This is a genomic window from Streptococcus mitis, assembly GCF_000960005.1.
Lineage (GTDB): Bacteria > Bacillota > Bacilli > Lactobacillales > Streptococcaceae > Streptococcus > Streptococcus mitis_CK.
The window spans coordinates 7501-24784 of the sequence record NZ_JYGP01000001.1; the positions used below are offsets into that span (position 1 = coordinate 7501).

15 protein-coding genes, 1 other RNA gene and 2 pseudogenes (1 of these 18 cut by a window edge) are annotated in these 17284 nt (G+C 41.0%); 16 read left to right on the top strand and 2 right to left on the bottom strand.

Going from position 1 to position 17284, the window contains the following annotated elements; all coding sequences use genetic code 11:
- The 14 genes and pseudogenes from TZ90_RS00040 to TZ90_RS10415 form a co-directional block, all read left to right on the top strand.
- On the top strand, window positions 1-99 hold the final stretch of the coding sequence (locus TZ90_RS00040; RefSeq protein WP_001832534.1) for an adenylosuccinate synthase. It extends 1188 nt beyond the left edge of the window; only the last 99 of its 1287 coding nucleotides appear in the window; its start codon lies off the left edge, out of view; the stop codon is at window positions 97-99.
- A 199-nt stretch (window positions 100-298) separates the two neighbouring features.
- Window positions 299-766 (top strand): tRNA adenosine(34) deaminase TadA, encoded by a 468-nt coding sequence (gene tadA, locus TZ90_RS00045; RefSeq protein ID WP_001110112.1) that lies wholly within the window; start codon window positions 299-301, stop codon window positions 764-766.
- A gap of 32 nt (window positions 767-798) precedes the next feature.
- An RNA gene (ffs, locus tag TZ90_RS09715) (signal recognition particle sRNA small type) lies at window positions 799-896 on the top strand.
- 56 nt (window positions 897-952) lie between these two features.
- Window positions 953-1396 carry a dUTP diphosphatase gene (locus tag TZ90_RS00050; RefSeq protein ID WP_045610772.1) on the top strand — a complete coding sequence of 148 codons (444 nt, stop codon included), beginning with the start codon at window positions 953-955 and terminating at the stop codon, window positions 1394-1396.
- Complete coding sequence (locus tag TZ90_RS00055; protein WP_200893267.1) at window positions 1347-1913, top strand: histidine phosphatase family protein; 567 nt, start codon at window positions 1347-1349, stop codon at window positions 1911-1913. Before TZ90_RS00050 ends, TZ90_RS00055 begins: the two co-directional genes overlap by 50 nt.
- A gap of 13 nt (window positions 1914-1926) precedes the next feature.
- Window positions 1927-3288 (top strand): DNA repair protein RadA, encoded by a 1362-nt coding sequence (gene radA / locus TZ90_RS00060; protein WP_080890686.1) that lies wholly within the window; start codon window positions 1927-1929, stop codon window positions 3286-3288.
- Between the two features lie 72 nt (window positions 3289-3360).
- On the top strand, window positions 3361-3858 hold the full coding sequence (locus TZ90_RS00065; protein ID WP_045610776.1) for a beta-class carbonic anhydrase: 498 nt from the start codon (window positions 3361-3363) through the stop codon (window positions 3856-3858).
- 24 nt (window positions 3859-3882) lie between these two features.
- On the top strand, window positions 3883-4698 hold the full coding sequence (locus TZ90_RS00070) for a PrsW family intramembrane metalloprotease (RefSeq protein WP_045610778.1): 816 nt from the start codon (window positions 3883-3885) through the stop codon (window positions 4696-4698).
- A gap of 145 nt (window positions 4699-4843) precedes the next feature.
- Complete coding sequence (locus TZ90_RS00075; protein ID WP_000010158.1) at window positions 4844-5812, top strand: ribose-phosphate diphosphokinase; 969 nt, start codon at window positions 4844-4846, stop codon at window positions 5810-5812.
- Between the two features lie 117 nt (window positions 5813-5929).
- The gene (locus tag TZ90_RS00080) at window positions 5930-6853 is read left to right on the top strand and encodes an Rpn family recombination-promoting nuclease/putative transposase (RefSeq protein WP_045610780.1); all 924 of its coding nucleotides are present in this window, start codon (window positions 5930-5932) and stop codon (window positions 6851-6853) included.
- 1129 nt (window positions 6854-7982) lie between these two features.
- Window positions 7983-8285: pseudogene (locus TZ90_RS10395) on the top strand (hypothetical protein); the annotation flags it as partial.
- Between the two features lie 476 nt (window positions 8286-8761).
- A complete protein-coding gene (locus tag TZ90_RS10675; protein WP_419986640.1) occupies window positions 8762-9367 on the top strand; it encodes a hypothetical protein in 606 nt (201 codons plus the stop codon).
- Between the two features lie 35 nt (window positions 9368-9402).
- Window positions 9403-10866, top strand: a complete 1464-nt coding sequence (locus TZ90_RS10630; RefSeq protein ID WP_052691051.1) for a hypothetical protein — start codon at window positions 9403-9405, stop codon at window positions 10864-10866.
- A 128-nt stretch (window positions 10867-10994) separates the two neighbouring features.
- On the top strand, window positions 10995-12545 hold the full coding sequence (locus tag TZ90_RS10415; RefSeq protein WP_235285487.1) for an LPXTG cell wall anchor domain-containing protein: 1551 nt from the start codon (window positions 10995-10997) through the stop codon (window positions 12543-12545).
- Between the two features lie 140 nt (window positions 12546-12685).
- Here the strand turns inward: TZ90_RS10415 and TZ90_RS10420 are convergent.
- Together TZ90_RS10420 and TZ90_RS00115 are read right to left on the bottom strand one after the other, a co-directional pair.
- A pseudogene (locus tag TZ90_RS10420) lies at window positions 12686-13063 on the bottom strand (Rpn family recombination-promoting nuclease/putative transposase); the annotation flags it as partial.
- Entirely contained in the window at window positions 13064-13978 is a 915-nt protein-coding gene (locus TZ90_RS00115; protein ID WP_045610785.1) for an Rpn family recombination-promoting nuclease/putative transposase, read from the bottom strand.
- Between the two features lie 147 nt (window positions 13979-14125).
- Here TZ90_RS00115 and polA point away from each other — a divergent pair, with 147 nt between their 5' ends.
- Together polA and TZ90_RS00125 are read left to right on the top strand one after the other, a co-directional pair.
- Window positions 14126-16759, top strand: a complete 2634-nt coding sequence (gene polA, locus TZ90_RS00120; protein WP_045611017.1) for a DNA polymerase I — start codon at window positions 14126-14128, stop codon at window positions 16757-16759.
- Window positions 16760-16843: 84 nt separating this feature from the next.
- A complete protein-coding gene (locus TZ90_RS00125; protein WP_045610787.1) occupies window positions 16844-17281 on the top strand; it encodes a CoA-binding protein in 438 nt (145 codons plus the stop codon).
- The last annotated feature ends 3 nt before the right edge of the window (window positions 17282-17284 follow it).

Sequence of the window (17284 nt, forward strand, 5' to 3'; positions counted from 1 at the left end):
GTTCGTCGTGTGAGTGAATTGGTTGGAGTTCGTATTTCTACTTTCTCAGTAGGTCCTGGTCGTGAACAAACAAATATTTTAGAAAGTGTTTGGTCCTAAGAGATTTTTAAGATTTATTTAAGATAGGTCGGATATACTATAGACAGTTACAAGAAGACCTCCTAACTTGTTGTAACAAATATCCTAAACTTTTCTTTTTCATAATAATCTCCCTATAAAGTCACCGCATTCGGTGGCTTTTTTTGTCTTGGGATTCATGATATAATAATAAAATCGATAAGTAGTAAAAGGGAAATTGATGAATTATACAGTTGAAGAAAAAGAAGTCTTTATGAGGGAAGCTTTGAGAGAGGCTGAGATTGCTCTTGAACACGATGAAATTCCAATTGGTTGTGTGATTGTCAAGGACGGAGAAATCATTGGTCGTGGGCATAATGCACGTGAGGAGTTGCAGCGAGCGGTTATGCACGCGGAGATTATGGCCATAGAGAATGCGAATTTGAGTGAGGAGAGCTGGCGCTTGCTTGATTGCACGCTTTTTGTGACCATTGAGCCTTGTGTCATGTGTAGTGGGGCGATTGGCCTCGCCCGTATTCCAAACGTGGTCTATGGGGCTAAAAACCAGAAATTTGGCGCTGCTGGGAGTTTGTACGATATCTTGACAGATGAGCGTCTCAATCATCGTGTGGAGGTTGAAACGGGAATTTTGGAAGATGAATGCGCAGCTATTATGCAGGACTTTTTTAGAAATAGACGGAAAAAATAATTTTGCTTTTAAAATGAATAGGAATGTGATATAATAAATAGTGGAGCAACAGTTCTGCGTGAAGCGGGTCAGGGGAGGAATCCAGCAGCCCTAAGCGATTTGAATTGTGTGCTCTTTTTTTCGTGCTTTTTCCGAATAAATAAGATAGAATAATCTAGAATAAATGATAATAGAAAAGAGAAGATGATGAAAATTCGTGGTTTTGAATTGGTTTCTACTTTTACAGATGAAAATTTATTGCCCAAGCGTGAGACGGCGCATGCGGCTGGTTACGACTTAAAGGTTGCTGTGCGTACGGTTATTGCGCCAGGAGAGATTGTCTTGGTTCCGACAGGAGTTAAGGCTTATATGCAACCGACTGAGGTTCTCTACCTCTATGATCGTTCTTCAAATCCTCGTAAGAAGGGCTTGGTTTTGATTAACTCGGTTGGTGTCATTGATGGGGATTATTATGGAAATCCTGGGAATGAAGGGCATATTTTTGCTCAGATGAAGAATATTACAGATCAAGAAGTTGTTCTTGAAGTTGGAGAACGTGTGGTTCAGGCTGTTTTTGTGCCTTTCTTAATTGCAGATGGAGATGCAGCTGACAGCGTGCGAACTGGTGGATTTGGATCGACTGGGTACTAGAATGAAGATTATCTTTGTACGTCACGGAGAGCCAGATTATCGTGAGTTAGAGGAGCGTTCTTATACGGGATTTGGGATAGATTTGGCACCCTTGTCTGATAAGGGACGGCAGCAAGCCCAGAAATTGAGCACCAATCCTTTACTCCCTTCAGCTGAAATAATCGTATCTTCTGCAGTCACAAGAGCTTTAGAAACGGCTTCTTATGTGGCCTGTGCTACGGGACTTCCTTTAAGAGTGGAGCCATTATTGCATGAATGGCAGGTCTATGAAAGTGGCACAGATAATTTTGAAAAAGCTCGTACTATGTTTCTAGAAAATAAGGGAGAGTTACTTCCTAATAGTCCTATTCAATATGAGACGGCTACGGAGATGAAGTCTCGTTTTCTAGAATGCATGGATAAGTATCGAGATTACCAGACCGTGATAGTGGTAACTCACAATATGCTCATGCGTCAGTTTGTGCCAAATGAGAAGATTAATTTTTGCCAAGTGATTGAGTGTGAGTTAGAGATATAGAAAGAGGTTTATTATCGCAAAGAAAAAAGCGACATTTGTGTGTCAAAATTGTGGGTATAATTCCCCTAAATATCTGGGACGATGCCCTAACTGTGGGTCTTGGTCTTCTTTTGTAGAAGAGGTTGAGGTTGCCGAGGTCAAGAATGCGCGTGTGTCCTTGACAGGTGAGAAAACTAAGCCCATGAAACTGGCTGAGGTGACTTCTATCAACGTTAATCGAACCAAGACAGAGATGGAGGAATTCAACCGTGTACTTGGAGGCGGAGTGGTACCAGGAAGTCTCGTACTCATAGGTGGGGATCCTGGAATTGGGAAATCAACCCTTCTCCTACAAGTCTCAACCCAGTTGTCCCAAGTGGGAACGGTTCTCTACGTCAGTGGGGAGGAGTCTGCCCAGCAGATTAAACTACGTGCAGAGCGTTTGGGTGATATTGATAGCGAGTTTTATCTCTATGCAGAGACCAATATGCAGAGTGTTCGATCTGAGGTGGAGCGAATCCAACCAGACTTCCTCATTATTGACTCCATTCAGACTATTATGTCTCCTGAGATTTCAGGGGTGCAGGGATCTGTTTCTCAAGTGCGTGAGGTGACGACTGAGCTTATGCAACTGGCCAAGACCAATAACATTGCCATCTTTATCGTAGGGCACGTGACCAAGGAGGGAACCTTGGCTGGGCCTCGTATGCTAGAGCATATGGTGGATACGGTGCTTTATTTTGAAGGAGAGCGCCACCATACCTTTCGTATTTTGAGAGCGGTCAAAAACCGTTTTGGTTCTACCAATGAAATTGGGATTTTTGAGATGCAGTCAGGTGGCTTGGTTGAGGTCCTCAATCCGAGTCAAGTTTTCCTAGAAGAGCGTTTGGATGGAGCAACTGGCTCGTCAATCGTTGTGACCATGGAAGGGACGCGTCCGATTTTGGCGGAGGTTCAGGCTTTGGTAACACCGACCATGTTTGGAAATGCCAAGCGTACGACAACAGGCCTTGATTTTAACCGTGCTAGCTTGATTATGGCTGTTTTGGAAAAGCGGGCAGGTCTTCTCTTGCAAAATCAGGATGCTTATCTCAAATCTGCTGGTGGTGTCAAATTGGATGAACCTGCCATTGACTTAGCTGTTGCAGTTGCCATTGCTTCGAGCTACAAGGACAAGCCAACTAATCCTCAGGAATGTTTTGTGGGAGAACTTGGCTTGACAGGAGAAATTCGGCGTGTGAATCGTATCGAGCAACGCATCAATGAAGCTGCTAAACTGGGCTTTACTAAGATTTATGTACCAAAGAATTCCTTGACAGGAATCACTCCGCCCAAGGAAATTCAGGTCATTGGAGTAACAACGATTCAGGAAGTTTTGAAAAAGGTCTTTGCATAATCCGTGACAAATCCTTTTAAAAATGATAAGATAGGAGAAATATTTGACTATCAAATTTTCGAGGAGGGAATCGTGTCGTATTTTGAACAGTTTATGCAAGCCAATCAGGCTTATGTTGCCCTACATGGGCAGTTAAATTTGCCACTTAAACCCAAAACCAGAGTAGCTATTGTGACCTGTATGGATTCACGTTTGCACGTTGCTCAAGCTCTGGGCTTGGCACTTGGGGATGCTCATATCTTGCGGAATGCAGGTGGTCGAGTGACTGAGGACATGATTCGTTCGCTAGTTATTTCCCAGCAACAAATGGGGACAAGAGAGATTGTGGTATTGCACCATACAGACTGTGGTGCTCAGACTTTTGAAAATGGTCCTTTTAAGGAGTATCTGAAAGAGGAGCTAGGTGTCGATGTGTCAGACCAGGACTTCTTGCCCTTCCAAGATATAGAGGAAAGTGTACGCGAGGATATGCAACTCCTTATCGAGTCTCCCCTAATACCAGACAATGTCATTATCTCTGGTGCCATTTATGATGTGGATACAGGAAGTATGACAGTCGTAGAATTGTAAAAAATTCATTTAAAAAGAAAGTGTATGAAGAAAAACAGTATTTTATTTATTTTTATTTTATTGCTATGTATTGGTTTACAGTATGAAACCATCTACTATACGGACGGTTCGATGTCAGCTGCGGAATATGGACTAATGGGAGTTTCTATCTTTCTAGCTCTTTTTTACATGATTCCGGCTCTTTATTTCCTTTTCCGTATTGGGAAAAAATGGGAATTGCCAAAGAATGCCTTGATTTTGTCTTTATTTGGAGGGATGTTCCTCTCAGGATGGTTGTCTAGTTTTTCTAATACCTATATCCATGATTTACTGGGTGCTCTTTTCCCAGATAGTGCATTTTTAAATGCCTTTGAAAGTGCGATTGTGGCTCCTTTGGTAGAAGAACCGCTTAAATTATTGCCACTTGTCTTTGTTTTAGCTTTGATTCCTGTGCGAAAATTAAAATCTTTGTTTTTACTAGGGATTGCTTCTGGTTTGGGATTTCAAATGATTGAGGATATTGGCTACATTCGTACGGATTTGCCAGAGGGCTTTGACTTTACTATTTCGAGAATTTTAGAGCGTATCATCTCAGGAATTGCCTCTCACTGGACTTTTTCAGGGTTGGCGGTAGTAGGTGTTTACTTGCTTTACAGAGCTTATAAAGGGCAGAAGGTTGGCAAGAAAGAGGGGCTTATTTTCCTAGCTTTAGCCTTGGGAACTCACTTCCTGTTTAATTCTCCTTTTGTAGAATTAGAGACAGAGTTGCCTTTAGCGATTCCAGTGGTTACGGCTATTACTCTTTATGGTTTTTATCAGGTTTATCGCTTTGTTGAGAAGCACAATGAGTTGATGAACTAGAATATTTTTCAAAAGAATGATGCAAGGGTACAAATATGGTGCCCTTCTTTTATTTTTGATTGAAAAATAGTACAAAAAGCGCTACAATGGTAGATGGAAAAATCTTGTGAAAAGCACAAGCGATACATATATACCGGAGGAAATCATGTCTTTTTCTGATTTAAAGCTGTTTGCCCTTTCTTCTAATAAAGAATTGGCAGAACGTGTGGCGCAGGAGATTGGGATAGAGTTGGGGAAATCAAGTGTTCGCCAATTTTCAGATGGAGAGATTCAGGTCAACATCGAAGAATCAATCCGTGGGAAACACGTCTTTATCCTACAATCAACTAGTTCGCCTGTAAATGACAATCTGCTTGAAATTTTGATTATGGTAGATGCTTTGAAGCGTGCCAGTGCAGAATCTGTCAATGTTGTCATGCCTTACTATGGGTATGCACGTCAGGATAGAAAGGCGAGAGCGCGTGAGCCAATCACCTCAAAACTTGTTGCAAATATGCTTGAAGTAGCTGGGGTAGATCGTTTATTGACAATCGACTTGCATGCTGCGCAGATTCAAGGATTCTTTGATATTCCTGTGGATCATTTGATGGGAGCTCCTCTGATTGCAGATTATTTTGAGCGTCGTGGTATGGTTGGTTCTGACTATGTGGTTGTCAGCCCAGACCATGGAGGGGTGACTCGTGCTCGTAAGTTGGCAGAATTTTTGAAAACATCTATTGCTATCATTGACAAACGTCGTAGTGTTGATAAGATGAATACCAGTGAAGTCATGAACATCATCGGTAAGGTAGAAGGCAAGACTTGTATCTTGATTGATGATATGATTGATACAGCTGGAACCATTTGCCACGCGGCAGATGCCCTTGCGGAAGCTGGTGCTGTTGAAGTCTATGCAAGCTGTACGCACCCAGTTCTTTCTGGGCCAGCTATGGACAATATCCAAAAATCAGCTATCAAGAAATTGGTGGTTTTGGATACTATCTACTTGCCAGAAGAGCGCTTGATTGATAAGATTGAGCAGATTTCAATCGCTCATCTCCTAGGAGATGCTATCGTACGTATCCATGAAAAACGCCCACTTTCTCCACTTTTCAGTATTGAGAAAAAGATTTAATGCCCAAGCCTGAGATGATTCTCAGGTTTTTTCATCTCTTTTCCGAATAAATAGATAGAGCCAGATAATCTAGGAAACCTAGATTTAAAACTGTGGTATAATAAAAGGAGGAAGAGGATGATTCTAAGACATCCGGGCATCAGCCCGACCAACGATTTGGTTGCTAAGAAGATTTTTAGCAACCCAGAAATCACTTGTCAATTTATCCGCGATATGCTGGATTTACCAGCCAAAAATGTAACCATTTTGGAGGGAAGCAATATTCATGTCTTCCCTTCCCTTCCGTACTCGGCGCAGGATTTCTATACCAGTATAGATGTCTTGGCGGAGTTGGATAATGGGACTCAAGTAATTATTGAGATTCAGGTCCATCATCAGAATTTTTTCATCAATCGTTTATGGGCTTATCTGTGCAGTCAGGTCAATCAAAACCTAGAAAAAAATCGTCAGCAAGAAGGCAATACTCATCAAAGTTACAAACACATCGCACCTGTTTATGCTATTGCTATCGTAGATAGTAATTACTTCCAAGATGATTTAGCCTTTCACAGTTTTAGTATGCGAGAAGACACGACAGGTGAAGCATTAACCATAACCAATAATGGACAAGAAAACCATCTAGTCAAGATGGCATTCTTGGAACTAAAAAAATACAGAGAAACCAGCAAAGACGAGGTTCGCAAGCCCTGGTTGGAGTTTTTCGGGAATAAGCCCTTTACCCAACAACCGGAGCGAGCCATCAGCCAGGCAGACCAACTGCTAGACTATAAAAGCTGGTCCGAGGAGGACAGGAAAATGTTTAGTGAACAACGCAGACGTGAAGAGCAAGCCTTGTTAGCACAGGATTATGCCTTGGAAACGGCTAGAGCCGAAGGTATTGAACAAGGCTTAGAACGTGGTCGATCTGAGGGGATTGAACAGGGACTGGAGCGTGGGAAAATATTTACCTTTCTTGATTTAGTGCGCCAACATGTTTTAACTTCCGAATTTGCTAGCGAGCAATTAGGTATGACGGTCGCAGAGTTTGAGGACTTGCTATAAGGTCACATTTTAAATAGTAGAAAGTTTATAAAATGGCAAGTTATTATCAAAAAACTTGTCATTTTTGCTTGACATTTCGAAGGGGTTATAGGATAATACTACAGAAGTGAGTTCTGTCCGACTGTCTATGTGGATTAGATATGAATGATTTTAATCAAGGATTAAAAGTTTGTGAGATTTTCACTTGAATATAGGATATTTTAAGCGTATTCACTCTCACAAAGTTGTTTTTTTCACCTTTTTTTCTAAAAATAGGTAAAAACTTTAAAAACTCGAAGAAAACCCTTGACAAATTCTGCAAATATTTATATACTGTATGGTAGTAAGATAGTCTTACGAAAAATATTATAAGAAAAATGAAGGAGATAAAACGATGAAAAAAGTTTTATTGACAAGTGCAGCAGTTGTAGCTGCTGCAGCAGCTCTTAACGCAGCTCCAGTACATGCATATGGAAACTGGACAGGATGGAACAATGGTGGTGCTGGTTCAACAGGATCAGTAAATCATGGAGATCAAGTCAACGTTAAAGATCACAAAGATCCATATTCATTGGATTACAGCCGTGACTCTCGTAACCCAATGGTGAAATATGGTTTCATTAAGTATGACCGTACAGAAAAAGAAGGATTTACAAAACACCTTCGTGTAACTGTTGTTGATGGTGGTGGACGTCCAGTTCCTAACGCTTTGATTGATGTTCAAATCATTCCAAATGCAGCAAGTGTATATCCTGGAACTAGAACTGCACGTACTGGTGAATCTAAACAATACGAATCATTCACAGTGAAAACAAATCAATCAGGTGATGCTGATTTCACTAATTTCCCAATTTTAAGTGGAAATGGTGAAGTTTTGAGAGATGAACAAGGTCAAGAAGTTTATGGTTCAGTTCTTTTCAAAGCTGGGGAACTTGTGAAATACCGTGTAGCTACTACTGCTACAGACTTTAAAGAAGCTACTGAACTTGTTGGTCAAATCGAAATTACAAATGATATGTACACAAACGGTGAAATCAAAGTTCCATACAAACTTGATGACCGTGCTGCACAAATTGGTAATGCAACTACAGCTGCTCAATACGGTTGGGCTCAAACAGCTGAAGGTTGGAAATACTTCGAAAATGCTGCAGCTGTTACAGGTTGGAAACAAGTTGACGGCAACTGGTACTACCTAAACGATAAAGGTGTAATGCAAACTGGTTGGGTAAACGTTAACGGAACTTGGTACTTCCTAAACAAATCAGGTGCTATGCAAACTGGTTGGTTGAAAGATGGTAACACTTGGTACTTCCTTGAATCAACAGGTGCTATGAAAGCTAGCCAATGGTTTGAAGTAGCTGGTAAATGGTACCATGTGAACGGTTCAGGTGCTCTTTCAGTAAACACAACTGTTGACGGTTACAACGTAAACGCAAACGGTGAGTGGGTATAATCCTAGTAACTAGAATATAAAACAGGGGAGAAATCTCCTGTTTTTTCTTGCATTTATTTTGTATAAGTATTATAATGGGTAAAAATAATAGGAGGTTTCCAATGAAATCAAAAGTGTTGAAAATTTTATTAGGTGCAACCTTGGCAGGCACTGCCCTTGTTGGAGCAAGAGTAACTGAAGTGAAAGCTTCGGAAACGAATGTTTATAAGACAGTTGTTTGGGTCACAAAACAGGAAGATGGTAAGGAAAAGGTCTTAAGAGAAGCTCAAACTTATGATTCATCAAAACCTGAAACATCTTCTCCAGGTAATTTTTCGGGTTATAAATTTGATAACTCCTTAATTGATGGAACGGTATTAAAGCATTACTTTAAGCCAGCAGTGACAGTTACAGGAGATAAAGTAGATGGCCTTTCTGTGAAGCCTGATATTGTAAAACCATTTAAAGATACAGTAAAAGGGACTTCTTGGTTGGTCATGGAATCAGATGGAACTAGTAGAGAATTAAAATCTTTTCTTCCTGCTAATGCTGTAAAAAAAGCTGAAGAGGTTGAACCTGGTACATTTAAAGGTTATCGTTTTGTAGAGACAAAGATTGACCAAGATGTTCGGAAACATTGGTTTAAAAAAGACGATAGCGTTACTGGCGTTGAGAAGGTGGAAGAGAAACTTACAGGTTGGCAATATATCTCTGGTAAGTGGTATTTCTTTGATCAAGAGGGTGTGAAGAAAACTGGCTGGGTGAGTGATGGTAGCTGGTATTATCTAGCGGCAGATGGTAGTATGCAAACTGGTTGGAAGTTTATCTCTGGTAAATGGTACTATCTCAATGGTGCTGGTTCTATGCAGACGGGATGGTTAAACCAAGGTGGTAAGTGGTACTATCTCTACTCCGACGGTGCAATGGCTACTGGTTGGGCAAAAGTAGATGGTGTTTGGTACTATCTAAATTCTTCTGGTGCTCTGGTGACTGGTTGGTTCCAAGCAGGTGGCAAGTGGTATTATGCCTATAGTTCAGGTGCTCTTGCAGTAAATACAACGATTAACGGCTACACTCTAAATGCCAATGGTGAGTGGGTGTAACATTATATACGGAATAAGTGATAAAGAGGTAAAAGATGAAAGCAAAACATATTTTAGCAGTGGGAGCTGCAGGGGTAACATTACTTAGTGCTAGTACTTTATTAGCTTTAGTTAGCAATCATAGTGTGGTGTACGCGGATCAAGCACCAGATGGCCAGTTTACTAATGGGACGGTCATGAAATATTTGAATGGTAAATATGGATATGCAGATTATAACTTTCAAAATGGCTATGTTGCAACTCCAGGTAGTATACCTGGCTATACCTATGTAAGAAGTGGTAGGGATGGCCATAATTGGGTTCATTACTTTATTTCCAATTCTGATGCAGCTGCAATGAATGATAGTGCTAACTCAGGAACTCAAGGTAATAGTTCAGCTAATACAAGTAGTAACAACACTTCAAGTTCTAACAATACTTCAAGTTCTAATAACACTTCAAGTTCTAACAATACTTCAAGTTCTAATAACACTTCAAGTTCTAACAATACTTCAAGTTCTAATAACACTTCAAGTTCTAACAACACTTCATCAACTAGTAATAATGAGTACAAATGGTTGCTTGTTAACGGAAAATATCAACTTTATATTAATAATAGTTTAGTTAAGGGTTGGCAAACTATTGAAGGTAAGACTTATTACTTAGATGAAGATGGTTTTATGAAAACAGGTATCCTAGAACTCAAAGACAAACGTTATTACTTTGATGAAAATGGCCTTATGAAATCTGGTTGGGTCAATGAAGGTGGTAAGGATTACTATATTACTGATGATGGTTCTAAACCAACTACTATCATTGCAAAAGGTGAGAAGATTTACTACGTTAAAGAGGGGATTCAACAAACAGGTCTTCAACAGATTGATAAGAAGTGGTATTATTTATTGGCAGACGGTAGCCGTAAAACAGGTCTCGTTCAAGATACAAATAAGAAATGGTACTATATTACAAATGATGGAGAACGTAAAGTTGGTCTCGTAAAAGATAGTGATGGTGCTTATCATTACCTTACTCCAGAAGGTGAACGTAAAACAGGTTCTATCACTATTGACGGCGTGACTTATCGTTTAGCGGATCGTGCAAGTAGCAAGCCAGGATGGAATAAAATTGATGGTAAGTGGTACTATTATGATGCGGAAGATAACATGAAGACAGGTTGGGTTAAAGATGGCTCATGGTACTACTTGGATGCTTCTGGTGTCATGCAAACAGGTTGGCAAAAAATTGATGGGGTATGGTATTATCTCAATGGTTCAGGTGCTATGCAGACAGGTTGGTTGAACCAAGGTGGCACATGGTACTACCTCAACAGCTCAGGTGCTATGCAAACAGGTTGGGTCAACCAAGGTGGTACATGGTATTATCTTGCTGGCTCAGGCGCTATGAAGACAGGTTGGTACCAAGTTAGCGGTAAATGGTATTACTCATATTCATCAGGTGCTTTGGCTGTGAACACAACTATCGATGGTTACACAGTAAATGCCAATGGTGAGTGGGTGTAATACGAATCATGCAGAAAGTAAGAGGAATTTCCTCTTACTTTTTTATTGATAGAAGTTCTATTTCTTGATTTTTTCGAAAGAAAATGGTACAATGACAGCAAAAAGATATTAAAGGTGGTAAATACTTTATGGATAAGAAAAAACTTTTCACTGCTAGCTTGGCTAGTGTAGCCGTTTTAGGGGCAGGTTTCCTTGCTTCTCACCCGTCAGTTGTGAAAGCTGAAGAAGCAGCTACAGTGACTAAAGAGGACGTTGCTGAATACTTTACAAAATTAGAAAAACAAGCTGAAGAAGCTATTAATAAAAATGACAAGATTGCTGACAAGGAAGTAGCAATCTTAGAAGCTAAAGCAGCTATTGGTAAAGAAGATTTATTAAAAGCTATTGATGAAAAACAAATTACACCTGAAGAAGTGCTAAAAGACTTAGCAGAAGCTAGCAAGACTGAATCAGATGAAGCAGAACCAGGTAAATATGGTGAAAACTATGCACCTCAAAAAGTTAAAGATGCAAAACCAGCTCCAGAAGCTAAATTAGTTCGTAACGAATCAGGTGAAGTAACCGGAGTTGAATCAAAAAACGGTGGAATTCCTGATGAAGTTACAGAAAAAATCAACAAACGTTTAGATGAAGAAAAAACAGATGTTAAAGATGCAGAAGAAAGATTAGCTGCAGCTAAACAGGATGAAAAGGAAGCTGAAAACAACAGAGAAGAAGCTAAAGTAGCTGTTGAATCAGCTAAAGAAAATGTTAAAGCAGCTCAAGATGAATTAGCTGCTGCAAAAGAAGCTAAAGCAAAATTTGAAAAAGAACTAGCAAGCTATGAAGATGCTGAAGGCGAACAAGCTGATCAATATAGAGAAGCAGCAAGAGCTGACTTAGAAAAAGCAGAAACAGCATTAAAAGAAGCAGAAGCAACTTTAAAACAAGCAGAAAAAGAAGCAGAAGAAGCTAAAGCTGCATTAGAACAAGCAGATGAAGATTATTATTCATATGTTGCAGACCGTGAAGCGGAAGAAGTTCGTGTATTACGTCGTCAAATTGCAAAAGATAAAGCTGATGGAAAAGATACTACAGCATTAGAAGAAGAACTTGATATTGCTTTAAATGGTGTAAAACCAGCGGTAAATAATGTTGATTCATACTCTCCAGTTACAGGATTCTTTGATGAATCAGGTGAAAATTCTATTGCTGTTGGTGAACTAGGTTCGCTTGCACCTAAAGATATTCCTGGATATACTTATACAGGAAAATCATATACAGAAGATGGTATTTTAAAACACATCTATAAGGCAAACGGTTCTAGTTCAGATTATCGAACTGGTTTTAATGGTGTTCCTGCTGATAATAGCTATCCAGGTCACCAAGGTGATGGTGAATCAAGACAAGGCAATCGTCCTACATCAAGTTCAACAACACCATCTACACCAGCTCCTGAAACTCCTGCAACACCAGCTTCAACACCAGCAGCAACATCAGCAGATGCTCCAGCAACTCCTGCGGTTGCACCAACTGTAGCAGGAACTAGCCAAGACAATACTTATCAAGCACCAGCTGCAAAATCAGAAGATAAGAAAGAACTTCCAAATACTGGTGGCAAAGATAACGCTGCAATTGCATCATTAGGATTCCTTGGATTACTCCTTGGTGCCCTTCCATTTGTAAAACGTAAAAACTAATTAGTAGAAAATATAAAAGAGAAGGATTTATGACCTTCTCTTTTTGTGATATGGACTATAGTGAGAGTTCTGTTGAAAAGAAGAAAAAAGTGAACAAAACGATGTTTCAGCTTTGTTCACTTTTATGTTATTCTATAAACTTACAAGAGCTTCTCAAACTCAGAAACTGACATGCCCAGTTGCTGACTTGCAACCTCGGAAGTCAGGAGACCTTGGCGAACCATGTCTAAGAAGGCAAAAAGTTTCCCTTCTTCCCTTCCTTCAACTTTCCCACGCTCTAAGCCTTTTTCTTCAGCTTGTTCCAAGGCATAATCCTGTGCTAACAAGGCTTGTTCTTCACGCCTGCGTTGTTCACTAAACATCTTCCTGTCCTCCTCGGACCAGCTCTTGTAGTCCAGCAGTTGGTCTGCTTGGCTGATAGCTCGCTCGGGTTGCTGAGTAAAGGGTTTGTTCCCAAAAAACTCCAACCATGGTTTGCGAACCTTGTCTTTGCTGGTTTCTCTGTATTTTTTTAGTTCTTATTTGTGATGCTCTTTCAATAGTTCTTCAAACTCAGAGACAGTCATACCCAACTGCTGGCTGGCAACCTCGAAAGTCAGGAGACCTTGGTGGACTAGATTTACTAAACCTACTTTTAATCCCTCTTCGATACCCTCAGCTCGACCGCGCTCTAATCCTTTTTCTTCAGCTTGTTCCAAGGCATAGTCATGCGCTAACAAGGCTTGTTCTTCACGCCTGCGTTGTTCACTAAACATCTTCCTGTCCTCCTCGGACCAGCTCTTGTAGTCCAGCAGTTGGTCTGCTTGGCTGATAGCTCGCTCGGGTTGCTGAGTAAAGGGTTTGTTCCCAAAAAACTCCAACCATGGTTTGCGAACCTTGTCTTTGCTGGTTTCTCTGTATTTTTTTAGTTCCAAGAATGCCATCTTGACTAGATGGTTTTCTTGTCCATTATTAGTGATGGTTAAGACCTCACCTGTCGTGTCCTCGCGCATACTAAAGCTATGGAAAGCCAAGTCATCTTGGAAATAATTGCTGTCCACAATAGCGATAGCATATACTGGTGCGATGTGTTTGTAACTCTGGTGGGTATCACCTTCACGTTGACGAATTTTTTCAAGGTTTTGATTGACCTGACTGCACAGGTAAGCCCACAAACGATTAATGAAAAAATTCTGATGATGAACTTGGATTTCGATAATAACCTGCGTGCCATTGTCCAACTCTGCCAAGACGTCTATACTGGTATAGAAATCCTGGGCTGAGTAAGGCACGGAAGGCAAGACATGAATATTGCTCCCCTCCAAAATGGTCACATTTTTGGCTGGCAAGTCCAGCATATCGCGAATAAATTGACAAGTGATTTCTGGGTTGCTAAAGATTTTCTTAGCAACCAAGTCATTGGTTGGGCTGATACCCGGATGTCTGAGAATCATTCTTTCTCTCCTTTCATTATAGCACATTTTCAAATCTAGGTTTACTAGATTCTCTGGCTCTATCTATTTATTCGGAAAAAGTTTGAAAAATACTTGCTCTAGCTCTTTCCAATGGTATTTTTCCCTGCTTTCCTTTATAATGGGTGTATGGATAAGAAAAAATTATTATTGATTGATGGGTCTTCTGTTGCTTTTCGGGCGTTTTTTGCGCTCTATCAACAGTTGGATCGTTTTAAGAATGCGGCTGGCTTGCATACCAATGCGATTTATGGCTTCCAGTTGATGTTGAGCCATTTGTTGGAACGAGTTGAACCGAGTCATATCTTGGTGGCTTTTGATGCGGGAAAGACGACCTTCCGGACAGAGATGTATGCGGACTATAAGGGTGGTCGAGCTAAGACTCCTGATGAGTTTCGTGAGCAATTTCCCTTCATTCGTGAGTTGCTGGATCATATGGGGATTCGTCACTATGAGTTAGCTCAGTATGAGGCGGATGACATTATTGGGACACTGGATAAGTTAGCTGAGCAAGATGGTTTTGATATTACCATTGTCAGTGGGGACAAGGATTTGATTCAACTGACGGATGAGCATACGGTGGTTGAGATTTCCAAGAAAGGTGTGGCTGAGTTTGAGGCCTTTACGCCAGAATATCTCATGGAAAAGATGGGCATCACACCGACTCAGTTTATCGATCTCAAGGCGCTCATGGGTGATAAGTCGGATAATATCCCTGGGGTGACCAAAATTGGTGAAAAGACGGGTATCAAGCTCTTGCTGGAGCATGGTTCGCTCGAGGGGATTTATGAGAATATCGATGGGATGAAGGCTTCTAAGATGAAGGAAAATCTTATCAATGATAAGGAACAGGCCTTTTTGTCTAAAACACTGGCGACCATTGATACCAAGGCACCGATTGAGATTGGTTTGGAGGATGTGGTCTATAGCGGTCCAGATGTGGAAAATCTTGGGAAATTCTACGATGAGATGGGCTTCAAACAGCTCAAGCAGGCTTTAAATGTGTCGTCAGCTGATGTGGCTGAGAGTTTGGACTTTGCTATCGTTGACCAAATCAGTCAAGATATGCTGAGTGAAGAATCTATCTTCCACTTTGAACTCTTTGGTGAGAATTACCATACAGATGACTTAGTTGGATTTGCCTGGTCTTGTGGGGATAAGCTTTATGCTACAGACAAGCTTGAACTTTTGCAAGAGCCGATTTTCAAGGCCTTTTTAGAAAAAACACCTCTGAGAGTTTATGACTTTAAGAAGGCTAAAGTTCTCTTGAATCATTTTGGTGTGGATTTGCAGGCGCCTGCTTTTGATAGCCGTTTGGCTAAATACCTCCTTTCGACTGTGGAGGACAATGAAATTGCGACCATCGCTAGTCTTTATGGTCAGACTTATTTGGTTGATGATGAAACTTTCTACGGTAAGGGTGTCAAGAAGGCCATTCCTGAACGCGAGAAATTCTTGGAGCACTTGGCTCGTAAGCTTACAGTTTTGGTCGAAACAGAGCCTATTTTACTTGAAAAACTCAGCGAAAATGGGCAATTAGAGCTTCTTTATGATATGGAGCAACCTCTGGCTTTTGTCCTTGCCAAGATGGAAATTGCTGGGATTACAGTCAAGAAAGAGACCTTGCTTGAGATGCAGGCTGAAAATGAGCTTGTCATTGAAAAACTGACTCAGGAGATTTATGAACTGGCTGGTGAGGAGTTTAATATCAACTCGCCTAAGCAGTTGGGAGTGCTTCTCTTTGAAAAGTTGGGCCTTCCTCTAGAATACACTAAGAAAACCAAGACAGGTTATTCGACAGCAGTGGATGTCTTGGAACGCTTGGCTCCTATTGCTCCGATTGTTAAGAAAATCCTCGATTACCGTCAGATTGCCAAGATTCAGTCTACTTATGTGATTGGCTTGCAGGACTGGATTTTGGCTGATGGTAAGATTCATACTCGCTATGTGCAGGATTTGACCCAGACTGGGCGTCTGTCTAGTGTGGATCCAAACTTGCAAAATATCCCTGTTCGCTTGGAACAAGGCCGTCTCATTCGTAAGGCTTTTGTGCCTGAGTGGGAGGATAGTGTACTGCTTAGTTCGGACTACTCACAGATTGAATTGCGTGTTTTGGCGCATATCTCTAAAGATGAACACTTGATAAAGGCCTTCCAAGAGGGTGCTGACATTCATACTTCGACAGCCATGCGGGTCTTTGGCATTGAGCGTCCTGAGAATGTGACTGCAAACGACCGTCGCAATGCCAAGGCTGTCAACTTTGGAGTGGTTTACGGGATTTCAGACTTTGGTTTGTCTAATAATTTGGGCATTAGCCGTAAGGAGGCCAAAGCCTATATTGATACCTACTTTGAACGTTTCCCAGGTATTAAAAACTACATGGATGAAGTGGTACGTGAGGCGCGTGATAAGGGCTATGTAGAGACCCTCTTCAAGCGTCGTCGTGAGTTGCCAGATATCAATTCGCGCAACTTCAATATTCGTGGTTTTGCAGAGCGGACAGCTATCAACTCACCTATCCAGGGGTCGGCGGCAGATATTCTCAAGATTGCTATGATTCAGCTAGACAAGACCTTGGTCGCAGGGGAGTATCAGACTAAGATGCTTCTGCAAGTGCATGATGAAATCGTCCTTGAAGTTCCTAAATCTGAACTGGCAGAGATGAAAAAATTGGTCAAACAAACCATGGAAGAAGCTATTGAACTCAGTGTTCCCCTTATCGCAGATGAGAATGAAGGGGCTACCTGGTACGAGGCTAAATAAAAAGGGGGCTAGTCCTCCTTTTTTGTAGTAGAATTATGCAAGCCTTTTCAAATTGTGTTATACTGATGAAAAAGGAGGATTTCTATGAGTCAAGAATTTATCAATCCAAGTGATGGTGTGATTCGTCAGTATCTGGCAACGAGTAAAACCCTTGCTGTGGTGGGCCTGTCTGACCGTGAGGAAACAACCAGCAATCGAGTGACCAAGGAAATGCAGGCTCGAGGTTATAAAATCATCCCTGTCAATCCCAAGGCTGCAGGTGGTGAGATTTTGGGTGAAAAGGCTTATGCCAGCCTCGATGAAATTCCTTTTCCTGTAGATATTGTCAATGTTTACCGTCGAAGTGAGTTTCTGCCAGATGTGGCGCGTGATTTTCTCAAGGCTGATGCTAAGATTTTTTGGGCACAGCTGGGACTTGAAAGTCTAGAAGCGGAAGAAATCTTGCGTGCTGGTGGATGCGATGACATCGTGATGAATCGCTGTATCAAGAGAGAACATACTCGCTTGATTGAGGAAGCATAAGAA